Source organism: Hahella sp. KA22, from assembly GCF_004135205.1.
GTDB lineage: Bacteria > Pseudomonadota > Gammaproteobacteria > Pseudomonadales > Oleiphilaceae > Hahella.
Genome location: NZ_CP035490.1, coordinates 1,511,349 through 1,533,134, shown reverse-complemented (window position 1 = coordinate 1,533,134; position 21,786 = coordinate 1,511,349). Strand labels below are relative to the sequence as shown.

The window sequence follows — 21,786 nt, the reverse complement described above, 5'->3', positions numbered from 1 at the left end:
CGCTTAGTCCAGATTTTTCACAAACACCTTCGAGTTGCGTTGCAGGTTATACATACTTTGCTTTTTCACCGGCAAATCCGCTACCTGCCCCAACTGAAAGCCCCGTTCGATAAACCAGTGGGCTGTTTGCGTGGTCAGAACAAAGAGTTTGCTCATATTGGCGGATTTAGCGCGACGCTCAGCGTAGGCCAGCAGTTGATCTCCGCGCCCCTGCTTGCGATAGCTGTTTCTGACCGCGACACAGGCCAGCTCCACGCAGCGCTCATCTTCAAACTGATAAAGGGCCGCGCAGCCAATGATAGCGCCGTCGCGATCATCAACGATAAAGTTGCCAATTTCCTGCTCCAACAGCTCGCGAGACCGTCTTACCAATATGCCCTGCTCTTCCAAAGGCCGGATCAACGCCAATATGCCGCCGACATCGTCAATGGTCGCAGGACGAATCTCATCATAGGAATCATCGGTGATTAAGCTGCCTACGCCATCACGTGTAAACATCTCTTGCAGTAAGGCGCCGTCTTCCGCATAGCTGATCAGGTGCGCTCGCCGCACGCCGTTTTGTAGCGCGCGACAAACTGAAGAAAGTTGCCGATACTCTTCTGTGTCGGAGGATAAATTCTGCAAATGCTGCAATGCATCATTCACTGACAAATCACGCAGAACGCCGCCATCCGGCCCAGTTAGTCCGCGCTTAGGGCCAAAGACGATCAGCTTATCCGCCTTCAAAGCCACTGCTGCGGAAGCCGCTACATCTTCACAAGAGAGATTAAAGACTTCTCCGGTCGGCGAATATCCCAAGGTAGGCAACAGGACAATCTGCCCCATCGCCAACAGCTTGTGAATGGGCTCCGCCTGGACTTTACGCACAAACCCCGTATGACAGTGATCAACCCCATCCACAACGCCCACAGGTTTAGCGATGACAAAGTTGCCGCTGATCACCTGCAACGCGGCGCCATGCATGGGAGAGTTCACCAGCCCCATGGACAGCTTGGCCTCCAACTCCGTGCGCAAACGCCCAACCGCTTCACACACGCATGGCAATGCCTCGCCATCAGTAACGCGCACGCCATGATGGTGGCGGGATTGTAGATCAGCCTCCTGTATCCTGGCCTCGATCTGCGGCCGTGCGCCGAAAGCCACAACCAAACGCAGGCCCAGACTGTTTAGCAGCGAGATATCCTGCACAATTGTGTTGATGCCAGCGTGCGCCAACGCTTCGCCAGTGAGAAGAATAACGACGGTTCGACCACGATAAGCATTGATATAAGGCGATGAATGTCGGAACCAGTAAACCTGCTGCGCTGGATCGCGTTGCACAGCGCCGCCGGGTTGCGCGCCGAGGGAGAGAGGTTTTTCCTGATCTAATTCATTCATAGTCGCCAGTCTCAATTCTTTCCTGGGCGTATCCCAGGGGTTAATCCAACCATACGCTCATACTGAAGCCTTACATACTCGCCAGCAGGAGCGACTGCCGCTTAGCATAAGGCAATTTGCAGATTTGAAAAGTCCGGGGAAATAACTTATTCAGAGCACTATAGACACAGACGTCGTATAAGCTCTTCCAGCAGTTTCATCATAGGGGGAATTCGATCCAGAGACACGTATTCATCAGGCTGGTGCGCCTGATCAATATCTCCGGGACCCAGGACAACCGTTTCCGCCCCTAACTGCTTGAAAAACGGGGCTTCCGTCGCAAACGCTACGGTTCCGGAGGCTTTGCCTGTCAGCTCTTCGCAAATACGAACCAAACGACTGTCTTCAGGCTCCTGGAAACTGTCTACGCCGTCAAACAGGGGGCGTAACTGAATATCCACTTCATGCTTTTCCGCGATGCCACGTAATCGGCTGCGAATACTTTCGCGCACCGTCTCCATGGGCATGCCCGGCATCAAGCGCACGTCGTATTGCAGTTCGCAGCTTTTGCAGATGCGGTTGGGATTATCGCCGCCATGGATACATCCCAGATTTAAGGTTGGATAAGGGACCTCAAAGCCAGGATTGCTGTATTGCTCTATCCAGGAAGTGCGCAGATCCCTCAAACTGATCATCACATCCGTCATCGCCTCCAGCGCGTTGCGCCCCAACGCTGGCTGCGACGAATGGCCAGAACGACCCTCCACTTTGATGGCGTCCATCAAAATGCCTTTATGCTGCCGAATGGGCCGCATACCGGTTGGCTCACCGATGACCACATAATCGCCGTAATTTTTGGCCGTCTGCATGAGCCGGCGCGCGCCATCCATTGAGCTTTCTTCATCCGCAGTAGCGATCAATGTCACCGGCTTGCGTAGATATGGCAGGGCTGGCGTCAAGGCCGCTAACGCCAGAGCGAAAAAGCCTTTCATATCGCAAACGCCCAAGCCATACCACTTGCCGTCCCTTTCACTCAGCTTGAACGGATCGCTATTCCAGGCGCCGTCGTCATAGGGCACTGTATCCGTATGTCCCGCCAACACTAAACCACCTTCGCCCTGCCCAGCCTTGGCGACTAAATTCCATTTATCGCCAGCTTCGTTCACTGGCAACACCGCCACATCCATCCCCAGGGTTTCGCACCATTGCGCCAATCGCTCCACCACAGGGCGGTTACTTTGATCCCATCGCGGCAATGTGCTGCTCACAGATGGAATGGCGACTAACTCGCGAATCATGGTTTCCAGCTTAGGCAGTTCGGGCATGCGCACTCCTCAGGCTTGAATGTTAATAACGGCCCCTTCAGGCGGCCGCATTATGGCTATTTATATACCTTAATCTCTGCAATATCGCGCTTCTTGATATGAAAGCTCACCGATCCCGTCTGCAATGGCACAGCTACATCTATCTGGTATTCCAGCACTTTTTCGATACTGCCTTCGATTAACTTACCGGAATTTTCCTTCAGCCTGACGGGATACCCGACATATGCATCAAGCTCTTCCACTTCGACTTGACGATAAGCCTTTTCAACCTTGGGCGGCGGCGGTTTGGGAGCCTCCACTACCACAGGCGGCGGCGACAAAAACGCCTTCAACTTGGTCTGATCAATAGTTGCGCTTAAATCCGGGATCATGACCTGATTCATTCGGAGTTGCAGCCCCAGCGCATCCACGATGGAGCTCATGTCCATGAAGGCCAGCAAGCTGTAGTCCAGCTCATCAACGGGGTTCACAATAACCTCAAACACCCTGCCGTCTTTCAAGTAATCAGCGTATGCTCCAATCAAGTCTTGGTTTAAAGTAATGCCGGCTTCCGCCATCCGCTGAACCGTCTTATCAACGCTACCTTGTATAAATTGCGCTGGAGAGTCTCCCGTCTTTCGGGTACAAAATGAACTTAGGCGTTTATTGAAAGACGCATCCTGATGCACATAAGAAAGATATTTCACCCGTGGAAATTTACCGCCTTCACTAGAAGGCATAGATAAAGCCCCATCGAAGTCAATCTGTCCTTGAATGTTATTCATTCCCTGGATATCAATATTAAAGAAAATACTACTATTCGCAGATACTGGTTCATTGCGATATCCCCAGGATGCATCGACTCTTAAACGGTCATAACCCAGCTCTCTTAACTCTTTAAACTCAATCTCTTCTACGTCACCACAATTGATCGCCAAAAGATCGTTGAAATTATGCGAGCCGTCTTCCGGAGATTTATAGTTTTCCCAAGTATCAACCGTTGGGAAGTTTGCATTAGTCACCGTAATTTCAAAAGCATCTGGCGCACTAGCATTTGGGCTGTGCGGAGAACGCCGATTTAACGGTGAGTAATAATCCAGCATGGCGAATACTGATGGAAACTTCAGACTAATTTCCTGAATGGGAATCGTCTCCCGCAACTGGAAAGGCGTAAGCTTGATGTCTTTGATGATAATCTCGCCTTCCAGGTTGGAGCTGATCCAGCCGTAATCCACCGCCATATGAAGCGCCGTCGCTTCTTTAAATTTGGCGATAGCCTGATCCGTCTGATACCAGACCAATCCTTTGAACGCCCCATAGGCCCCTAATACAACTAAAAAAGTAGTGACTATAAATTTCTTCATGAGGTCAGCATCCGAATATTTGCTTACTAATCAACGCGCGACTTAATTAAAGCAGCCTAGTCCGCAAAAACAAACAGGCCCGGTGTGAACCGGGCCTCAGCCTGAAGGCTTTTCTGCGGTTAGGCGCCAGATCAGGCGTCGTCGCAGCCTTTGCGGGTTATCAAGGTGCCTACGCCTTCATCGGTAAAGATTTCCAATAGCGTAGCGTGAGGGACCCGGCCATCGATGATATGAGCGCTATGCACGCCATTTTTCACCGCTGACAGGGCGCATTCGATCTTGGGCAGCATTCCGCCGTGGATAGTGCCATCAGCGATCAGTTCGTCGACTTGCTTTGTGCTAAGACCAGTCAACACCTTGCCTTCTTTATTCATCAGGCCGGCGATGTTGGTAAGCAGCATCAGCTTTTCCGCCTGCAGCACTTCAGCGACTTTACCTGCGACCAGATCGGCGTTGATATTGTAGGACGCGCCATCCTGCCCGACGCCAATGGGCGCAATAACAGGGATGCAATCGCTGTCAGTGAGCATGGTGATGATATCTTTGCGTACGCCCGTTACTTCCCCGACATGACCAATATCGATGATCTCCGGTTTTTGCATGTCAGGCGTGGCGCGGGTTACTTCCAGTTTGCGCGCAGTAATGAAGTTGGCGTCTTTGCCAGTCAAACCGATAGCTTTACCGCCATTGCGGTTGATCAGGGCGACGATGTCTTTGTTAACCGAACCGCCCAGCACCATTTCCACCACATCCATAGTTTCACTGTCCGTGACACGCAGCCCGTTGATGAAACTGGATTTGATATTAAGGCGCTGCAGCAAATCGCCAATCTGCGGACCGCCGCCATGCACTACGATAGGGTTGATCCCTACCAGTTTCATCATGACCACATCTCGGGCGAAGCTGTTTTTCAACTCTTCGTCCGTCATGGCGTTGCCGCCGTATTTGATCACAATGGTTTTCCCCGCAAAGCGCTGTATGTAAGGCAGCGCTTTGCTCAATACCGCCGCAACCTGGAGGGCGTTATCTCGATCAAGCATAATTCCGTTAGTCTCCTGCGAATCTCAATGCACAGTTTCAGCGAGCCCAATCCCGGACCCGCTGTGATTTAAAAAGGAATCGACAAAGAAGGGTCCACGGCCAACAACTGGTCGCGGAAAACCTTTTGAATGCGCGCCATTGCTTCCTGACTCTCCGCTTCAAAGCGCAGCACCAGCACTGGCGTGGTATTGGAAGCTCTGCACAAGCCCCAGCCATCCGCGTACTCAACTCTCACGCCATCAATACTGGATACGTTACCGTCGCCCCAGGATGCATTTTGAGAGAGTTTTTCCATGACCATAAACTTGCTGCTGTCGCTGACCGCAACATTGATTTCCGGCGTGGAAACATCTTCCGGGAACTCGTCAAACACAGCGTCTGCGTTGCGCTCATCGATACCAAGAATTTCCAACAGACGAGCAGCGCTGTATATACCATCGTCAAAACCGAACCAGCGCTCCTTGAAGAAAATATGGCCGCTCATCTCGCCTGCCAGCAGTGCGCCCGTCTCTTTCATCTTGGCCTTGATCAGCGAGTGCCCGGTCCGCCACATGATCGGACGGCCGCCATAACTGGAAATGAGGGAGTTCAGTCGGCGGCTGCATTTCACGTCGAAAATAACATCTGCGCCGGGATTACGAGAAACGACATCCTTGGCGAACAACATCAACAGACGATCCGGCCAGATGATCTTACCTTGCGCAGTAACAACGCCTATACGGTCGCCATCGCCATCAAAGGCCACACCGATATCAGCGCCCACTTCCTTCACCTTGGCGATAAGCGCCTGCAGGTTCTCCGGCTTACCTGGATCTGGATGGTGATTCGGGAAGTTGCCATCCACTTCACAGAACAGTGGCGTTACTTCGCAGCCCAGTTCTTCAATCAGCTTAGGCGCGATATCGCCAGCAACGCCGTTGCCTGCATCCAGCACCACTTTAAGCGGCGCCGCGACAGCAATGTCATTAACAATGGCGTCGATATAATTTTGGCGGATATCCTGATTTCTCAGCTCGCCCTGCCCTTTAATAAAGTTCTGCGTACGAATCCGCTGCAGCAGTTTCTGGATCTCCGCCTGCGCCAGAGTATCTCCCGCCAACATCATCTTAACGCCATTATATTCAGCGGGATTATGGCTGCCAGTCACCATCGCGCCAGAGAGCGTTTGCGTATGATGCGCAGCAAAATAAAGCACTGGTGTGGGCACCAGCCCCACATTAATGACATTAACGCCGGTCGCCATGATCCCTTGCGCCAGCGCCTTCGCCAGGGCTGGGCTGGATTCACGGCCGTCATAGCCCAGACACATGTCCGTTACATTTTTCTGACGCGCTTCAGAGCCCAGCGCTCGTCCAATCTCATACACCACTTTGGCGTCCAGGGTGTCGCCCACTACTCCACGAATATCGTAGGCCCGGAAGATGGTATCGGAAACATTCACAACCTGGGATTCATTAACCTCCATTGACGCGCCCTCGCCAAAGTCGGAGGCAGGTTCGTCATCGTGCAAACCCAGCAGGTCGTCGTCCTCTCCCAGCATGCTGATATCCAGTGCATCATCATTTTGAAACAGCGGCGCAGCCTCCTCTTTCGCAGGCTGAGGCGCTTTCTTGGCCGGAGCCGCTTCCGCCCCTGAGTCAGCAGTGGCTTTGGATTTAGTGGGGATTGAGCGCTTCACAACAGTCTGACGCGCCTGGTCCAGCAATACGACCATAGAGTGGAAAGCAAGCAAAGTGATCTTAGGCGAACTCGGCTTTTCTCCCATAATGCAGGCTTGGCCAAATGCAGTGACCGCGGAAATATCCTTGCGCACCTTTTTCGTCAGCAAAAACACCGGCGCGGACGCCAATCCCGCTGCTAACAAAGCAATAGCGAGCGCGACGATCCACAACATCTGGTCGCTATATGAAAAGCGGGCGGACTCATTAGGGTAATACGCCACCTGCCATTGCGGCAGCGCCGTGCCGCCCACAAGCTTGTCGCCAGAGCCTTGACCATGTTCTATCACCACGCGTTGCTGTCCGCCAACGGACTGCAACAGCTGATACTTTCCACCGCCAGTCTGGCGCCAAGTCGGCTCAAGAATCTCCGTGCTGAACATCACTAAAACAGTGCCCACAATCACGTTGGAATCTGTTTGCACCGGCTTTACGACTTGAATAAACCATTTTTCGTTAGATACGAAGGCTTCCAGGCGCACCGCCTTGCCTTGTTCTACATTACGCACCATATCCAGGCTGGCGAAACTCACCGGCACCGGAGCTTCCGTGTCGCGCACGCCTCTTCCCTTCTGAAACGCGACCGCCCGCACTGCGGCAGGCAAAGTCTTAGTGGCGATACCAGTAACTTGAGCACGCACCTGATCATCCACAAATCTGGCGGCGTCCACACTGCCCGCCAAGACTGCGACCTGATCTTCGATAAACTTCAGGCGGTTATTAATGACGGATACCGCCGCATCCAGATTACTCTTCTGGGTCGCGGCATTGACTTCATCCACCAAAGGCTGCAATACCGTGGTTTTTAATACAAAAGCAGTGATGACGACGCAAACCGCCGCCAAGGCTGCGCTCAATCCGACAAAAAGCCCCGGACCGGCAAGCCCTTTGGTTTCCGTCTGTTTGCTATTGTTCGCTGGTGCCGGCTTGGGTTTCTTGGCGCCGTTACCGTTCGCTTTGCCGTTAGTCTCCGCCTGCTTCTTTTTCATCGGTTTCATTGATAAGCCAATTTACCTTTTATTCTCATTTCGCCACATGGCCTCAGCACGCCCTTGGCTTACTGAGGCTAACGTCATGTAAAGAATACACATTTACTGCAACTCGGCCTACGCCGCTTAGTTGCGGCGGTTATCAAAACAAGCAAATGCTTATTTAGTTCCCGTTGAGCCAAAACCACCTGCGCCACGTGAGCTATCGTCGAAGTCTTCAACAATCTCAAAGCCAACCTGCACCACAGGCACGATAACCATTTGCGCTATACGTTCGCCAATATTAATGGTGAACGCCTCATTCCCTCTGTTCCAACATGAGACCATGACCTCGCCTTGATAGTCCGAGTCAATCAGGCCAACCAGATTCCCCAGGACGATTCCATGCTTGTGTCCCAGACCTGAGCGGGGCAGTAACATAGCCGCCAATCCGGGGTCAGAAAGATGAATCGCCATTCCTGTTGGTATAAGCGTAGTCTCCCCGGGTTGAAGCGTAACAGGTTCCGCCAGACAGGCGCGCAGATCCAGACCAGCGGAGCCGTCGGTTGCGTATGCGGGTAGTGGGATTTCTTTGCCCAGACGTTTATCCAGAACCTTCACAAGTAATGCTTGTTTCATGAAACTCAGACCAAATTCAATTATCAGTAGATAGTGTTTTTCGATATTGCTGGGCGATATGAGACATTAATTGTCCCGCCAGCGCCTGCTTGGATTGTTTAGCTATTGGAATCACCTCATCCCGGCTGATAAGGGAAACTTCGTTATCGTCACTGTTAAAACCGATGTCTTTGCGAGAAACATCATTCGCGACGATCAGATTGATATTTTTACGCTCCAACTTGCCGCGCGCGTACTCCTCCACTTTCTGAGTTTCCGCAGCAAAGCCAACCGTAAATGGAGCGTCTTGCAACGCGGCGACATCCGCCAGAATGTCAGGGTTGCGCGTCAATGTAATCTGTAACTGCTCAGCGGACTTTTTCATTTTTTGATCGGCCGTTGTTACAGGCCGATAATCCGCGACCGCCGCCGCGGAAATAAATATATTCGCGCCTGCCTGCACTGCCGCCAAGGCCTCCGTATGCATGTCTAAAGCGCCTTCCACATTAACGACCTTCACTCCGCCAGGCTTAGACAAAGCAACCGGACCGGAAATCAATGTGACCTGCGCCCCCATTCCAGCCGCAGCCTCCGCCAGGGCGTACCCCATTTTCCCTGAGCTGTCGTTACTGATGTAACGCACGGGGTCAATACGTTCACGGGTCGGTCCCGCAGTAATCACGACATTACAGTTCCTGAGCTGATCTCCCGAAGCGAAATACGCGTCCGTCAAAGCAAGCATAGCAGCCGGCTCCAACATCCGCCCGGGCCCCAAATCCCCACAGGCTTGCTCACCTGCATCAGGCCCCCATATAAAAGTACGAGGCCGCAGCGAGACCAGTTTTTGCACATTCGCCTGAGTCATTGGGTTGCGCCACATGGCTTGATTCATCGCAGGAGCCACCGCCAACGGCGCTTCACTGGCCAGCAGCACAGTCGTGAGCAAATCATCCGCCAAACCACCCGCGATTCGGGCGATAGCATCCGCGGATGCAGGCGCAACGATAATTAAATCCGCCCAGCGGGCCAATTCGATATGCCCCATCCCCATTTCAGCTTCGGGGTCCAAAAGACTGTCTCTAACGGGTCTGCCGGATAGCGCCTGGAAGGTTAACGGGGTGATAAACGCTTTTGCGCCTGACGTCATCAGGACTTGTATTTCAGCGCCGCTTTTTACCAACAATCGAGTCAGTTCAGCGCATTTATAGGCGGCGATTCCACCAGTGATCGCCAGTAAAATTTTTCTGCCGGTAAGCATCGCGTTACTTCACTCTGTCCCCGTTTCGACTGGGGCTACGATAGCACCAGTCCGTTTTTTTTCATCGCATTTGTATATAATAGCGGCCGTTTTGATTGCCGCAGCATATCAAGCAAAGATGTATTTAATTAATGGATGAACTAATCAGTAAAGGGATTTCGTATGCCTATCTCCGATTGGCCAAAGGCCGACCGTCCTCGTGAAAAGCTTATCGCCCATGGCGCCAGCAAATTAAGTGAAACCGAACTTCTCGCTATATTCTTCCGAACCGGCTCCCGCGGCCGCAGCGCGGTGGATCTTGCACGCGACACCATTAACCAGTTCGGCGGACTTCGCCCCTTGCTGGACGCCAGCCTGGATGAATTCACCCAGGTCCCTGGCCTGGGGGAAGCAAAATACAGCCAGTTGCAGGCGGCGACGGAACTCGCCAAGCGCTACTTACAAGAAAAAATGCAGCGAAGCCATAATCTCACCAGCCCCGAGCTGACACGGGAATATCTGAGCGCCCACCTGCGGCATTATCCCTATGAAGTTTTCGCCGCTTTATTTCTGGACAACCAACATCGCGTCATCGCCTACGAAGAGTTATTTCGCGGCACTATCGATTCCGCCAGCGTACATCCACGAGAAGTCGTACGCAGAGTGCTAAAACACAATGCGGCGGCTATAATATTCGCTCACAATCATCCGTCCGGCGTCGCGGAGCCGAGTCTTAGCGACAAGGAAATCACAGAAACCCTGCGCAAAGCGCTGAGATTGGTTGACGTGCGAGTCTTGGACCATATGATTGTCGGCGACGGAGAAGTCGTTTCCCTGGCGGAGCGGGGTTGGATTTAAACTCTCCGCCCATATAAAGAAGCGCTTGCGACGGAAAAGCGAAAAGAGATGCGCCAAGCCCTCTGGAAATTGTGCAAAAAATGCAAATTCTTTTGCTTTGAAAGCCTCTTTCTGCTATAAAGTCGTGCTCATTTTTACGGGTCTGGGTAAAGCGGGAAATTCTCCACCCAGAAGCAGGAATTTTTCAGTACCAACGTTTGGTTGGAGGCGAGTCAAATGTCTAGAGTTTGTCAGGTTACGGGCAAAGGCCCAATAACTGGTAACAATGTTTCTCACGCAAACAACAAAACCAAGCGCCGTTTTCTTCCGAATCTGCAAACTCATCGTTTCTGGGTCGAGAATGAAAAGCGCTTCGTTAAGTTGCGTGTTTCTACTAAAGGTATGCGAATTATCGATAAAGTCGGCATTGATAAAGTGCTGAGCGATATTCGCGCACGTGGCGGCAAGGTTTAAGGAGCTAAATTATGCGCGAGAAGATCAGATTGGTTTCTTCAGCTGGAACCGGCCATTTCTACACTACTACTAAAAATAAGCGCACTATGCCTGAGAAAATGGAGATCAAAAAATTTGATCCTGTTGTTCGCAAGCACGTTGCTTATAAAGAAGCCAAGATCAAGTAAGCATCTTACTTCTTCAAGATAACGGCCAAGCCCCTTTAGCTTGGCTGATAAAAGCCCGGCCTAGTCGGGTTTTTTTATGCCTTCCCTTTTCCATACCCGACTGGCAATGCCACATCCACCGCAACAGGGAGGTGGTCAGACACAGGAAAACAAACCACACCCGCGTTTCTGATCTGCAACCCAGGGCTAACCATAATATGATCAAGGGAACGCTCAGGACGCCAGCTTGGAAAGGTATTCACCCGCTCAGGTAAAGACACCAGCGTCGTACGCCCCAACGCCGTAGAACTTAGCAACTGTTCCGCCTGGTTGTTCAGATCCCCCATCAATACAACATGCTCATACCCATCAATTAACCCGCAAACATGCTCCAATTGCTGACATTGCGCTTTTTCACCCAAAGACAGGTGCAACATCACCACAACAAGAGGATTAGAAGGATCGCCATAGGTTGCGATAATAGCGCCCCGCCCTGGAATAACGCCTGGCAGCTTATGCTGCGTAACGGAGTTCGGCCGATAACGGCTCAACAACCCATTACTATGCTGCGCAATGCGTCCAAGATTGCGGTTCAACTGTTGAAACCAGTATGGGTGCCCACTCTTCTCCGCCAGATATTCCACCTGATTGACATAACCGCTACGAATACTGCCGCCGTCGCACTCCTGCAAGGCTACAACATCATATTGACTCAGCAACGCGGCTATACGATCCAGGTTTTTATTACGGGACTGACTAGGCAAAACATGCTGCCAGCTACGCGTCACATAATGACGATAAGCGGCGGTCGAAATGCCTACTTGAATATTAAAACTGAGAAGACGGATATGTCTGTGGTGGGGAAATTCTTCAGCGGCATTCATGTCGCCCTCCATGACTGGAGAGCGACGAGGTAGTAGGGCGCCAAACTTATCTCTGAACTTTTGATACACGCCCCAGCACTCCTACTACGTTAGTTTTGTTAGCGCCCTCTCAAGAACCTTTTGCTTGGCGCTCTTTTTCTATCAGGAAGTCAGCAACTTTCAGCATATCCTCGTAAGTACCGCCACGAATAGCGTCTATGCGGTATTTACCATTGACCACTAACGCAGGCACCCCTGTCGCCCGGGCAGAAAGCGCACGTGAAGCGGCTTGCTCAACTTTGGACTTCACACTGAAAGAATTATAGGCCTTTTTAAACTGCGCTTCTTCCACGCCATACTGGGCGAAGAATTTAGCCAATTCATCTTCGGAGTTGATGGACTGGTGGTCCCTCGCCAGTGCATCGAACAGCGGCTGATGCATCTTTTCTGAAACGTCCAATGCTTCCGCTGTGTAGAAAGCCTGGGCATGCGCCTTCCAGATCTTATTAAAAGCCGCTGGCGAACGGAAGAAACTTACATCTTCCGGCAAACTCTTTTTCCAAGCGTTAACCAGAGGATCAAACTTGTAGCAATGAGGACAGCCGTACCAAAACAATTCCACCACTTCGATCTTAGAAGCGTCGCGCACCGGAATCTGCGCCGGCAACGTTTTATAGTGCTGTCCTTCAACATAGGTCTCAGCCCTGGCCGCCAGAGCAACCAGACCCAAAGTCATTATTAATAGAATCCTGGCGAACTTCCGCATTTACGATCTCCGAGCTCCGTTGATTAGAAAACATTTGCAGGCATGCTGTAAGGAAAAAAGTTTTACCTCTTAGCATTCATTATGCAACTCCAGAGCCGCGCTTATGACAAACAATTAATATGGATGCAAGCCGCGCATAACAAAAAAGGCGGCCAAAGCCGCCTTTTTTGAACTGGTATATTCCAGGCTGCGATTAGTGCAAGCCCAGAATATAGTTAGCTAATGCTTTGATCTCTGCATCGCTCATATTGGCGGCAATGTCGCGCATGATGCGGGTCTCGCCATCATTGGAACGATCGCCAGACCGGAAGTTCTGCAATTGCTTGGCGACATAGTCAGCATGCTGGCCGCTTAGGCGAGGAAATCCTGCAGGGAAGTTGCCTGAGCCATTAGGAGAATGGCAACCTGAACAGGCGGGGATGCCCTTGGCGGCATTACCTGCGCGATAAAGCGATTCGCCCTTATCTAAAGTCGCTTCACTGGCCGAACCAACTGTTGCTGGCTGACTGGCGAAATACGCGGCGATATCGGCAATATCCTGATCCGACAAGTTGTCTGTCAATCCAGCCATTTCCGGCACTGCGCGATTTCCGGACTTGATATCGTGAATCTGTTTGATCAGATATCTCTCCCCCTGCCCCGCCAGTTTGGGGAAGTTGGGAACGGCGCTGTTACCGTCAGCACCATGGCAGGCCGCGCAAACTGCAGATTTGGTCTGTCCCGCCTTAGGGTCTCCCTCAGCGTGCGCCAGGCCAATCATACCCATCGCCAGCACCAAACCAGTTACGAAAATTCTCATTGTTGACCCCATCAGCTACCTATTTAATTTGCAATTACATTGTTGAGGCGCTTTGATCCAAGATACCCCAAGCACAATCAGTATCTTATTTTACCAATTCGCGCATGCTGCAATTACGTGAAAAGAACTGGATTATCTTTCCACGCCCTTAAAACGGTCTGGTATTATACATAAAACACTCAAAACATGAACGAATAAACAACGCGACATAGCCATTCAAAAACGCAGCCTCAAAGCGATGCTGCATCCACTCATTTTTCGATATTTGCAAGCATTAAATGTATGACCCAAACCACCAAACGCCCCGTCTCATATCAAAGCGCCCGCTTCCTTATGAGCGCAGAACAGTTGCAGCAGTGTCCGCCTGATATGGGCGTAGAGGTCGCCTTCGCCGGACGCTCTAATGCAGGAAAGTCCAGCGCTCTGAACGCGATCACCCAAAACGGGAAACTGGCGAAGACATCCAAGACGCCAGGCCGCACTCAGCTTATTAACTTCTTTACCTTGAATAGCGAAGGCTGCCGACTGGTTGACCTTCCAGGCTATGGCTACGCCAAAGTGCCAAAAGCCATGCTTGAAAAATGGCGGAGCAATTTGCAGCGCTATTTAGAACACAGATTGACGCTAAACGCTTTGATCCTGGTCATGGATATCCGACATCCCCTCAGCCCCTTTGACTGCAGCATGCTTGACTGGTGCGAAGCGCGCGGACTGCCGACGCTGGTGTTGCTGACTAAAGCTGACAAGCTCAAATACGGTCCAGCCAAGAGCGCGCTTCAAGAAGTAAGAAAAGAGCTGAAGAAGAACTGGAAGTTTCCTGTCGAAGCGCAGCTCTTTTCCTCCGTCAGCAAAACGGGAGTTGAAGAAGCGCACGCGTTTATGGACCGGTTTTTTATCCCAACTGACGGCACGGCTTCAGATATAGAAGAAACCGCTGAGCCCCAAGCATAAGTATCTCGCAACCAGCGACTCATAGACCCAGGTCATTGAGAACGCTGGGGGAGTAATTCTGCTGTAATCCGGTCACTTGGTCATGGAAGGCTGGTTGCAGATATGGCGCTTCCAGACAAATAACCTGATATATCCCATGCTTGAGAGTGTCTTTGCGGATCAAGGCGCTCTCTTCGCCTGCGGCGGTTTTTAGAAACGACATCCAGTTCGTCACCACCAGCCAGACGTTTAAAGCCAGAGATCGGCGTAAGTGATCAGAAACCGGCCTTAAAATACCAGACAATTCCATTCCCCGAATGATATTCACCACACTGACGATACAGCGCTGCGTGAATTTGCGATAGTCAGCTTTCAAGCGTTCGTCCGACTCAAGATAGTGCTCCAGATCCCGATGGAAAAAGCGGTAACTCCATAAACCATCGAACACTGACTCAAGATAATCAAACTGGTCCTCAACGGTTAGCGGCCGCCCCTCTGGAGCTTGCAGATAGTGGTCAACCAGCAGTTGATACTGTAAAAAAATCTCGTAAATAATGTCCGTTTTATTGCGGAAGTGATAATAGAGATTACCTGGAGAAATACCTAAGTGAGAGGCGATATGATTGGTAGTGATGTTACGCTCTCCGCGCTCATTGAATAAATCCAGACTGGCTAAAATTATTTTTTCTCTAGTGTTCATTACGACTGCTCTGATCCAAACCGGCGGCTTTCATTATGAATAGTTCCTTCTATACATCAGGTCTTGACACCTAGAGTATATACTCTAAAAATATAACCACTGATGCAAGCGTAGAAAAACAAAAATCAGCACCATGGGGCAAGACGCCCAGGAGGCGATAATGGCGGCGGACGTTCTCACGATCACAACTAGCAAGAAAGAAATTCAGCACCTGCACCGGGCGTTTCAAGCGCAAAAACGCGCGTTTGACCACGCCCCCAACCCCAGTTACGAAGTGCGACGCGATACCTTGATTCGCTTAAAAAAAGCGTTGCTGAACAATCAAGAGGCGTTGCTTGACGCCATTAATGAAGACTTTTCCTCCCGATCTCGCGACGAAACGCTTTTAGCGGAGTTCATGCCCGCCATACAAGGCATCAACTATACGCTGAAGCATCTTAAATCCTGGATGAAGCCTTCCCGCCGGCAAGTAGGGCTACTGTTTTTCGGTTCCGAAAATTCAGTCCACTATCAAGCGCTGGGTGTAGTGGGTATCATCGTTCCCTGGAATTACCCTCTCAATCTGGCGGTTGGTCCACTGATCACAGCATTAGCGGCAGGCAATCGGGCGATGATAAAAATGTCCGAGTATACGCCGCGCACTTCCCAGGTATTCCAGGACCTAATGGCTAACACCTTTAGCGAGGACTTGGTTTCCGTGATCGTTGGCGAGGCCGATGTCGCCGCCGAGTTTTCCCGCCAGCCATTTGACCACCTGATATTCACCGGCTCCACTGCTGTCGGACGCATGGTCATGCGCGCGGCGGCGGAAAACCTTACACCAGTGACGCTTGAACTGGGCGGCAAGTCCCCCGCAGTGATTTCGAAAAATATTCCGATCACTGACGCCGCTGAGCGGATCGCCTTTGGCAAAGCGTTTAACGCCGGCCAAACCTGTATTGCCCCAGACTACGTTCTATGTCCCGAAGACAAAATAGAGCCCTTCATCGACGCCTTTAGAGAGAAGTTTCGCAAGCTATATGCGTCATTAAAAGACAACCCGGATTACACAGCGATCATTAACGACCGTCAGCTCAAGCGCCTGAACGGTTACTTGAAAGATGCGCAAGACAAAGGCGCAACGCTGATTGAAATGAATCCGGCCAATGAGGATTTCAGTCGCGGAGCCCGTAAACTTCCGCTGACGCTGATTATCAACGCCACGCCAGAGATGAAGGTATTGCAAGAGGAAATATTCGGACCTCTATTACCGATCGTTCCATACCACTCCATTGATGACGCCATTCGCTACATTAATAATCGTCCTCGCCCCTTGGCCCTCTACTATTTTGGCTATAAGAAAAGCGAGCAAAAGCATCTATTGGAGCGCACTCACGCAGGCGGCGTCTGCATTAACGATACACTAGTGCACTTCGCCCAGGACGACCTGCCGTTTGGCGGCATCGGTGAGTCCGGCATGGGCCACTATCACGGCAAGGAAGGCTTTCTCAATTTCTCTAACCACAAAGCCGTACATACGAAGCAGCGTTTTCACAGCGGAAAAATTATCTTCCCGCCTCACGGCACACTGCTGCATCAGTTGGTATACAAGCTGTTCCTGCGTTAGCGGGAACAGCCGAATCCACACTAGATACAGTCGACCGAACGGTCGAACGTTCGCCGATAGACGCCTCTAGCGACTCAACTTGCGCCGCGCCTTCGGGGCGCGTAGCCTATACGCGAATTGCGCGCAGTACAGGCTACGCGCCCACTTAACCCCATAACCTACCTTTAGCTGACGCCGGAATCTTCCGTCTATGAATACCGTTATCTACCCAGGCACCTTTGACCCTATCACCAATGGTCATAAAGACTTGATCGCCCGCGCTTCGCGTATCTTCGATAAAGTGGTGGTGGCCGTTGCAGCCAGCCCGAAAAAGAATCCTCTGTTTTCACTGGAAGAGCGGGTGGACCTGGTGCGTCAGGTCGTCAAGCCGTTCTCCAACGTAGAAGTAAAAGGGTTCAGCAACTTGTTAGCGGATTTCGTACAACAAAACCAGGCCAATATTATTCTCCGCGGGCTGCGCGCCGTGTCCGATTTTGAGTATGAGTTCCAGCTCGCCGATATGAACCGCAAGTTGGCCCCGAACGTGGAAAGCCTCTTTCTGACCCCCGCCAACCACCTCTCCTATATCTCCTCTACGCTTATCAGAGAAATCGCTGTGCTGGGCGGCGATGTGACGGAGTTTGTAGATCCAATCGTCTCTAAGGCCCTGCAACAACAATTCGCATTGCGCAAGTGATTCCAGGGTTGTGTTTTTGATACAATCAGCGTGTTTCTAGAGCACTGTATAGTCGGAGAGGGCGAGAAACGAGTGGCGTCGGCCACCCTGTCCGACAAGCATGAGGTACCTTATGGCGCTAATGATTACGGACGACTGCATCAACTGTGATGTATGTGAGCCGGAATGCCCGAATGAAGCGATTTCTCCGGGCGAAGAAATATATATTATTGACCCCAACAAATGCACTGAGTGCGTCGGCCACTATGACGAACCACAGTGCCAGCAGGTATGTCCTGTCGACTGTATTCCTCTGGACCCTAACAAGGTGGAGACTGAAGAGGAGCTGATGACGAAATATTACAAACTGACAGGCAATACGCCCGCTTAATACGCTTGCCGGGACGGACGCATAACTGTCCGTCCCCACCTTTATCTATCCCCTTTTTATATAAGTTCGGCAATATATCCTCACTCTCTTTTACTTGTTTTTACCTGATATAAAGGACTTACCTTTATTAGTTCACGACATCTTTAAGCAATGTGGGCTAAACTTATAAACTGGAAATGTATTTCCAAACGGCGAAGCCGTCTCATCATTGTATTTTTGCTGGAGATAGATCATGGCTACCCGTGAGCGAGAAAAAGAAGCGGAAGACGAACAAATGACCGAAGCACAACGGCTGACGCTGCTCGAGAAAAGCATGTCGCTGAACCGCTTTTTCTTGCTATTACTCGCCATGCTGATCGTCGTGACGTTATCCGTCACTATCACCGTCTCCATCATCAGCGCTATGGACAGCGGAGGCGATTCCGCGAAAACAGCGGAGATCGCAGACCTGCAAAATAAAGTGCAGGAGTTGCGACAGGAACTCCAGGCGACCCGCGAGCAGGTCGCCGCCCTGAATGCCGAGATTCCTACTATCAAAACCTCCATTGCAAACGGCAGCGCTCCCGCTTTTCAGCGCCTCTTACTGAAGCAGGAAGCGAGCTACCAGGAGTTTATTCGCGGCGTCAAAGAAGGGATGTACGATCTGGCGCGCATGGTGCCTGGGTCTCGCACGTGGCTGGAGCTTTATAACGAAAAGATGGACCGCGCGCTCCAGTTTAGCCAGGAGCGCCAGCGGGAGCTGCAGCGCTTAAACACAGGCGGCGTACTGATTGAGCCCGGCAGCTGAAGAGTCCGCTTCACTCCCCTTCACTTTCAGACCCCATCAATATGGACATCCAGCGGGTTTCTTCGCTGGAGTCCAACGCAATTTTTAACATCATGGTTAACGGAACGGACAGCAGCATCCCTACTGGTCCCAGTATCCATCCCCAGAATACCAGTGATAGAAAGACCACCAGAGTAGACAGGCCCAATCCACGCCCCATGAACTTGGGCTCGATAATATTCCCCATCACCACATTGATCACGACATAGCCCGCGCCGGCGATAGCCGCATGACCCGGCCCCAATTGAATCAGCGCCAGCAAAACCGCGGGAATCGCCGCAATGATTGACCCAATATTAGGGATAAAGTTGAACAGCAACGCCAGCACCGCCCATAGCAGCGCATAATCCACTCCCAGCGCCAACAACATGATCCAAACTGTTAATCCCGTCACCAGACTGATGATGGTCTTTATCGACATGTAACGTTTTACGTTGTCGAGAAACAAATCCATACGCTCGAAAGCCATGCGCCCCTCAAAGGCCCGATGCAGTTTATTGGGCAGCACCGTAGCCTCAAACACCATAAAAATCACGGTCAAAACAATGAGAAAGGCGTTGGACAAAACGCCTCCCAGTCCTCCCAGCATATTCACGGCGGTCTTGAGCAGCGAGCCAGGGTTGAAGTAATTCTTAACGACGCTTTGGGAAATATGTATTCCCATCGAATTCAGCCAGTTGATGAACTCTCCGCTCACCCCCTGCAGGCGTTCCTGATAAAAATCCAGATTTTCCTTAAAGTCCGCCAATGACGAAGCAATGACGCTCACCACCAGCAATTGCGCACAGGTGATTCCCACCAGCACCAGTATTAATGAAAGCCAGGCGGGTACGCCTTTGGACTGAAGAAAGACAAATGGCGGCGTGCACAAAATGGCGAAAAAAGCGGAAAGGAGAAAAACCGAGACAATAGACTCCGCCTGTTTAATACCGGCGACGACAACGATAAACGCCGCCAGGGTGATTAAAAATCGCGCGCCTGCAGAAAATCCTGCCTGCTGAGACATAAAAGTGCTCCTGGAAATTACAGAGAGGGCTTCCTAAACGGAAGCCAGCTGAGTGAGCAAAAAGTTCTGGGCGTTGAAGCGCTCCTCGCCCTCTTCTATCGCCTTACGCTCATAGGAGCCGTCCGACTGCAAAAGCCAGGCGTTGGAGTTATCCCGCAAGTAGGCGTCCAGCTCGCTTTTAATACGCTCCGCCAGTTCTTTTCGTTCGATGGGGAAGCAGGTCTCAACCCGATTCAACAGATTGCGCACCATCCAGTCGGCGCTGGAGGCGTACACTTCATATTTGCCGTGATTGTGAAAGTAAAAGGCGCGAGTATGCTCCAGAAAACGTCCGACAACCGAGCGCACTTGAATATTTTCAGACACGCCGGGAACCCCTGGGCGCAAACAGCAGATACCGCGAATAAGCAGGTCAATGCGCACCCCGGCCTGGGAGGCTTCATACAGCGCAGTGATAACCTTAGGCTCTGTCAGCGCATTGAACTTGGCGAGGATATACGCCTCTTTACCCGCTTTGGCGTTTTCCGCCTCGCGGCTGATCAACCCCAGCAACTTGTCATGTAACGTGAACGGCGCATGGAACAGCTTCCTGATTTTGAGCGCCTTGCCCATTCCGGTCAGCTGCAGGAATATCCTGTGCACATCCTCACACAGGGCGTTCTCCGCGGTCAGCAGGCTGTAGTCCGTGTAAAGTCTGGCGTTGCTGGCGTGGTAGTTGCCGGTGCCCAAGTGAACATAGCGGCGCAGCTGGCCTTCTTCGCGACGGACAATCAGAATCATTTTCGCGTGAGTTTTAAAACCCACCACGCCATACACCACAATAACCCCGGCCTCCTGCAAGCGACTCGCCAACTCCAGGTTTTCCGCCTCGTCGAAGCGGGCGCGCAGCTCGATAACCGCTGTCACTTCCTTACCGCGGCGGGCGGCGTCAACCAAAGCCGCGACGATTTCAGACTGGCTGCCGGAGCGATACAGCGTCTGGCGAATGGCCAGCACGTTAGGATCTTTCGCAGCCTGACGCAGGAGGTCAATGACCGGCGTAAAGCTCTGAAATGGATGCAGCAGCAGAATATCCTGTTTGGCGACGACCTCGAACAGGTTCTCTTTATGCCGCATTTCTTTGGGTAATCCAGGAGTGAACCCTGGGTACTGCAGATCAGGCCGGTTAACAAAGTCATTTACGGCAAGCAAGCGCGTCAGATTTACAGGACCCGCGACGCGATAACATTCGGTTTCCGTCAGGCCAAACTCCTGCAATAGAAACTGCACCAGTTCCTCAGGGCAGTTATCCGCCACCTCCAACCGCACCGCATCGCCGAAACGACGGCTGAGAAGCTCCCCGCGCAATGCCTGCGCCAAGTCTTCCATATCGTCTTCTTCCAACACCAGGTCCGCGTTACGAGTAATGCGGAACTGGTACATGCCCTTCACCGTCATGCCAGGGAACAGATCATCGGCGTGAGCGTGAATGACGGAAGAAAGGAAAATCAGGTTATCGCCGCCTTCGCAGACTTCGTCTGGTAACCGCACCAATCTTGGTAATGAACGCGGCGCCGGGACGATAGCCATGCCTGTCTCACGACCAAAAGCGTCTTTGCCGTCCAACTCAACGATAAAGTTCAGGCTCTTATTGACCAGACGGGGAAAGGGGTGACTGGGGTCCAGTCCGATAGGGTTGATGACTGGCAGCAATTCGCGCTCGAAATACTGGGCCACCCAGTCTCGCTGGGTCGGCGTCCAGTCCGCGCGGCGCAGGAAGAAGATATTCTCCTGCTCCAGAGCGGGAATCATCACATCATTCAGCTCACTGTATTGCTGCTCTACCAGCTTGTGCGCCTGCTCTGCGATATGCTGTAACGTCTGCGCTGGCGACATACCGTCAGCGCCGACCGTTTCCCGTCCATATTTGATCTGTTGCTTAAGGCCCGCCACACGAATTTCGAAAAATTCGTCCATGTTGCTGCTGAATATGCATGAAAACATCAACCTCATCAGTAGCGGGTGGGAGGAATCCAAGACCTGATTCAACACTCGGGCGTTAAACTGCAGATGGCTCAGCTCACGGTTGAAGAAATACTCGGAACTGTTCAGGTCTATCACAGGGACCTGTGAGGAGTCTGCCTCCCCTTCTAACACATCATTAACGGCAACCGTTGTCGAATCGCTACTCATGAAACTGTA

21 protein-coding genes are annotated in these 21,786 nt (G+C 51.7%); 8 read left to right on the top strand and 13 right to left on the bottom strand.

Annotated elements, in window-relative coordinates; all coding sequences use genetic code 11:
• Positions 1-3 precede the first annotated feature (3 nt).
• From argA to coaBC, 7 genes are all read right to left on the bottom strand, one after another.
• Positions 4-1,377 (bottom strand): amino-acid N-acetyltransferase, encoded by a 1,374-nt coding sequence (gene argA / locus EUZ85_RS06825; protein ID WP_206618008.1) that lies wholly within the window; start codon positions 1,375-1,377, stop codon positions 4-6.
• 158 nt (positions 1,378-1,535) lie between these two features.
• Positions 1,536-2,681, bottom strand: coding sequence for an acetylornithine deacetylase (gene argE / locus EUZ85_RS06820; protein WP_127968591.1), 1,146 nt, complete (start codon positions 2,679-2,681; stop codon positions 1,536-1,538).
• Between the two features lie 56 nt (positions 2,682-2,737).
• Positions 2,738-4,024: a hypothetical protein gene (locus EUZ85_RS06815; protein WP_127968590.1), complete on the bottom strand. Its 1,287-nt coding sequence runs from the start codon at positions 4,022-4,024 to the stop codon at positions 2,738-2,740.
• Positions 4,025-4,155: 131 nt separating this feature from the next.
• Complete coding sequence (argB, locus tag EUZ85_RS06810; RefSeq protein ID WP_011394984.1) at positions 4,156-5,064, bottom strand: acetylglutamate kinase; 909 nt, start codon at positions 5,062-5,064, stop codon at positions 4,156-4,158.
• A 68-nt stretch (positions 5,065-5,132) separates the two neighbouring features.
• Positions 5,133-7,781 carry a phosphomannomutase/phosphoglucomutase gene (locus tag EUZ85_RS31980; protein WP_127968589.1) on the bottom strand — a complete coding sequence of 883 codons (2,649 nt, stop codon included), beginning with the start codon at positions 7,779-7,781 and terminating at the stop codon, positions 5,133-5,135.
• A 150-nt stretch (positions 7,782-7,931) separates the two neighbouring features.
• Entirely contained in the window at positions 7,932-8,390 is a 459-nt protein-coding gene (gene dut / locus EUZ85_RS06800; protein ID WP_127968588.1) for a dUTP diphosphatase, read from the bottom strand.
• Between the two features lie 16 nt (positions 8,391-8,406).
• Positions 8,407-9,627: a bifunctional phosphopantothenoylcysteine decarboxylase/phosphopantothenate--cysteine ligase CoaBC gene (gene coaBC, locus EUZ85_RS06795; RefSeq protein WP_127968587.1), complete on the bottom strand. Its 1,221-nt coding sequence runs from the start codon at positions 9,625-9,627 to the stop codon at positions 8,407-8,409.
• Positions 9,628-9,789: 162 nt separating this feature from the next.
• On the opposite strand from coaBC, the gene radC reads away from it, so the two are divergent.
• The 3 genes from radC (at position 9,790) to rpmG (ending at position 11,084) form a co-directional block, all read left to right on the top strand.
• Positions 9,790-10,464 carry a DNA repair protein RadC gene (gene radC, locus EUZ85_RS06790; RefSeq protein WP_127968586.1) on the top strand — a complete coding sequence of 225 codons (675 nt, stop codon included), beginning with the start codon at positions 9,790-9,792 and terminating at the stop codon, positions 10,462-10,464.
• A 216-nt stretch (positions 10,465-10,680) separates the two neighbouring features.
• The gene (gene rpmB, locus EUZ85_RS06785) at positions 10,681-10,917 is read left to right on the top strand and encodes a 50S ribosomal protein L28 (RefSeq protein WP_127968585.1); all 237 of its coding nucleotides are present in this window, start codon (positions 10,681-10,683) and stop codon (positions 10,915-10,917) included.
• An 11-nt stretch (positions 10,918-10,928) separates the two neighbouring features.
• Positions 10,929-11,084, top strand: a complete 156-nt coding sequence (rpmG, locus tag EUZ85_RS06780; RefSeq protein ID WP_011394978.1) for a 50S ribosomal protein L33 — start codon at positions 10,929-10,931, stop codon at positions 11,082-11,084.
• A 74-nt stretch (positions 11,085-11,158) separates the two neighbouring features.
• Here the strand turns inward: rpmG and EUZ85_RS06775 are convergent, their stop codons facing one another.
• The 3 genes from EUZ85_RS06775 to EUZ85_RS06765 all read right to left on the bottom strand — a co-directional run bounded on the left by EUZ85_RS06775 (position 11,159) and on the right by EUZ85_RS06765 (position 13,491).
• Entirely contained in the window at positions 11,159-12,016 is an 858-nt protein-coding gene (locus EUZ85_RS06775) for an endonuclease/exonuclease/phosphatase family protein (protein WP_241566977.1), read from the bottom strand.
• Positions 12,017-12,056: 40 nt separating this feature from the next.
• Positions 12,057-12,662: a thiol:disulfide interchange protein DsbA/DsbL gene (locus tag EUZ85_RS06770; protein WP_127968583.1), complete on the bottom strand. Its 606-nt coding sequence runs from the start codon at positions 12,660-12,662 to the stop codon at positions 12,057-12,059.
• Between the two features lie 223 nt (positions 12,663-12,885).
• Positions 12,886-13,491 carry a cytochrome c gene (locus EUZ85_RS06765; RefSeq protein WP_127968582.1) on the bottom strand — a complete coding sequence of 202 codons (606 nt, stop codon included), beginning with the start codon at positions 13,489-13,491 and terminating at the stop codon, positions 12,886-12,888.
• Between the two features lie 282 nt (positions 13,492-13,773).
• Here EUZ85_RS06765 and yihA point away from each other — a divergent pair, with 282 nt between their 5' ends.
• Complete coding sequence (yihA, locus tag EUZ85_RS06760) at positions 13,774-14,442, top strand: ribosome biogenesis GTP-binding protein YihA/YsxC (RefSeq protein ID WP_127968581.1); 669 nt, start codon at positions 13,774-13,776, stop codon at positions 14,440-14,442.
• Between the two features lie 19 nt (positions 14,443-14,461).
• On the opposite strand, the gene EUZ85_RS06755 is transcribed toward yihA, so the two are convergent.
• Positions 14,462-15,121 carry a TetR/AcrR family transcriptional regulator gene (locus tag EUZ85_RS06755; protein ID WP_127968580.1) on the bottom strand — a complete coding sequence of 220 codons (660 nt, stop codon included), beginning with the start codon at positions 15,119-15,121 and terminating at the stop codon, positions 14,462-14,464.
• A gap of 160 nt (positions 15,122-15,281) precedes the next feature.
• On the opposite strand from EUZ85_RS06755, the gene EUZ85_RS06750 reads away from it, so the two are divergent.
• From EUZ85_RS06750 to EUZ85_RS06735, 4 genes are all read left to right on the top strand, one after another.
• A complete protein-coding gene (locus EUZ85_RS06750) occupies positions 15,282-16,727 on the top strand; it encodes a coniferyl aldehyde dehydrogenase (RefSeq protein ID WP_127968579.1) in 1,446 nt (481 codons plus the stop codon).
• Between the two features lie 190 nt (positions 16,728-16,917).
• On the top strand, positions 16,918-17,403 hold the full coding sequence (gene coaD / locus EUZ85_RS06745; protein WP_127968578.1) for a pantetheine-phosphate adenylyltransferase: 486 nt from the start codon (positions 16,918-16,920) through the stop codon (positions 17,401-17,403).
• 112 nt (positions 17,404-17,515) lie between these two features.
• Complete coding sequence (locus tag EUZ85_RS06740) at positions 17,516-17,773, top strand: YfhL family 4Fe-4S dicluster ferredoxin (RefSeq protein WP_127968577.1); 258 nt, start codon at positions 17,516-17,518, stop codon at positions 17,771-17,773.
• Positions 17,774-18,005: 232 nt separating this feature from the next.
• Complete coding sequence (locus EUZ85_RS06735; protein ID WP_127968576.1) at positions 18,006-18,560, top strand: hypothetical protein; 555 nt, start codon at positions 18,006-18,008, stop codon at positions 18,558-18,560.
• Between the two features lie 10 nt (positions 18,561-18,570).
• On the opposite strand, the gene EUZ85_RS06730 is transcribed toward EUZ85_RS06735, so the two are convergent.
• Together EUZ85_RS06730 and ppk1 are read right to left on the bottom strand one after the other, a co-directional pair.
• Positions 18,571-19,605, bottom strand: coding sequence for an AI-2E family transporter (locus EUZ85_RS06730; protein ID WP_127968575.1), 1,035 nt, complete (start codon positions 19,603-19,605; stop codon positions 18,571-18,573).
• Positions 19,606-19,638: 33 nt separating this feature from the next.
• Complete coding sequence (gene ppk1, locus EUZ85_RS06725) at positions 19,639-21,777, bottom strand: polyphosphate kinase 1 (protein WP_127968574.1); 2,139 nt, start codon at positions 21,775-21,777, stop codon at positions 19,639-19,641.
• Positions 21,778-21,786: the final 9 nt, after the last annotated feature.

Coding starts and splice junctions, on each gene's coding strand:
- argA (WP_206618008.1), bottom strand. CDS start 1,377: ATGAATGAATTAGATCAGGAAAAACCTCTCTCCCTCGGCGCGCAACCC.
- argE (WP_127968591.1), bottom strand. CDS start 2,681: ATGCCCGAACTGCCTAAGCTGGAAACCATGATTCGCGAGTTAGTCGCC.
- EUZ85_RS06815 (WP_127968590.1), bottom strand. CDS start 4,024: ATGAAGAAATTTATAGTCACTACTTTTTTAGTTGTATTAGGGGCCTAT.
- argB (WP_011394984.1), bottom strand. CDS start 5,064: ATGCTTGATCGAGATAACGCCCTCCAGGTTGCGGCGGTATTGAGCAAA.
- EUZ85_RS31980 (WP_127968589.1), bottom strand. CDS start 7,781: ATGAAACCGATGAAAAAGAAGCAGGCGGAGACTAACGGCAAAGCGAAC.
- dut (WP_127968588.1), bottom strand. CDS start 8,390: ATGAAACAAGCATTACTTGTGAAGGTTCTGGATAAACGTCTGGGCAAA.
- coaBC (WP_127968587.1), bottom strand. CDS start 9,627: ATGCTTACCGGCAGAAAAATTTTACTGGCGATCACTGGTGGAATCGCC.
- radC (WP_127968586.1), top strand. CDS start 9,790: ATGCCTATCTCCGATTGGCCAAAGGCCGACCGTCCTCGTGAAAAGCTT.
- rpmB (WP_127968585.1), top strand. CDS start 10,681: ATGTCTAGAGTTTGTCAGGTTACGGGCAAAGGCCCAATAACTGGTAAC.
- rpmG (WP_011394978.1), top strand. CDS start 10,929: ATGCGCGAGAAGATCAGATTGGTTTCTTCAGCTGGAACCGGCCATTTC.
- EUZ85_RS06770 (WP_127968583.1), bottom strand. CDS start 12,662: ATGACTTTGGGTCTGGTTGCTCTGGCGGCCAGGGCTGAGACCTATGTT.
- EUZ85_RS06765 (WP_127968582.1), bottom strand. CDS start 13,491: ATGAGAATTTTCGTAACTGGTTTGGTGCTGGCGATGGGTATGATTGGC.
- yihA (WP_127968581.1), top strand. CDS start 13,774: ATGACCCAAACCACCAAACGCCCCGTCTCATATCAAAGCGCCCGCTTC.
- EUZ85_RS06755 (WP_127968580.1), bottom strand. CDS start 15,121: ATGAACACTAGAGAAAAAATAATTTTAGCCAGTCTGGATTTATTCAAT.
- EUZ85_RS06750 (WP_127968579.1), top strand. CDS start 15,282: ATGGCGGCGGACGTTCTCACGATCACAACTAGCAAGAAAGAAATTCAG.
- coaD (WP_127968578.1), top strand. CDS start 16,918: ATGAATACCGTTATCTACCCAGGCACCTTTGACCCTATCACCAATGGT.
- EUZ85_RS06740 (WP_127968577.1), top strand. CDS start 17,516: ATGGCGCTAATGATTACGGACGACTGCATCAACTGTGATGTATGTGAG.
- EUZ85_RS06735 (WP_127968576.1), top strand. CDS start 18,006: ATGGCTACCCGTGAGCGAGAAAAAGAAGCGGAAGACGAACAAATGACC.
- EUZ85_RS06730 (WP_127968575.1), bottom strand. CDS start 19,605: ATGTCTCAGCAGGCAGGATTTTCTGCAGGCGCGCGATTTTTAATCACC.
- ppk1 (WP_127968574.1), bottom strand. CDS start 21,777: ATGAGTAGCGATTCGACAACGGTTGCCGTTAATGATGTGTTAGAAGGG.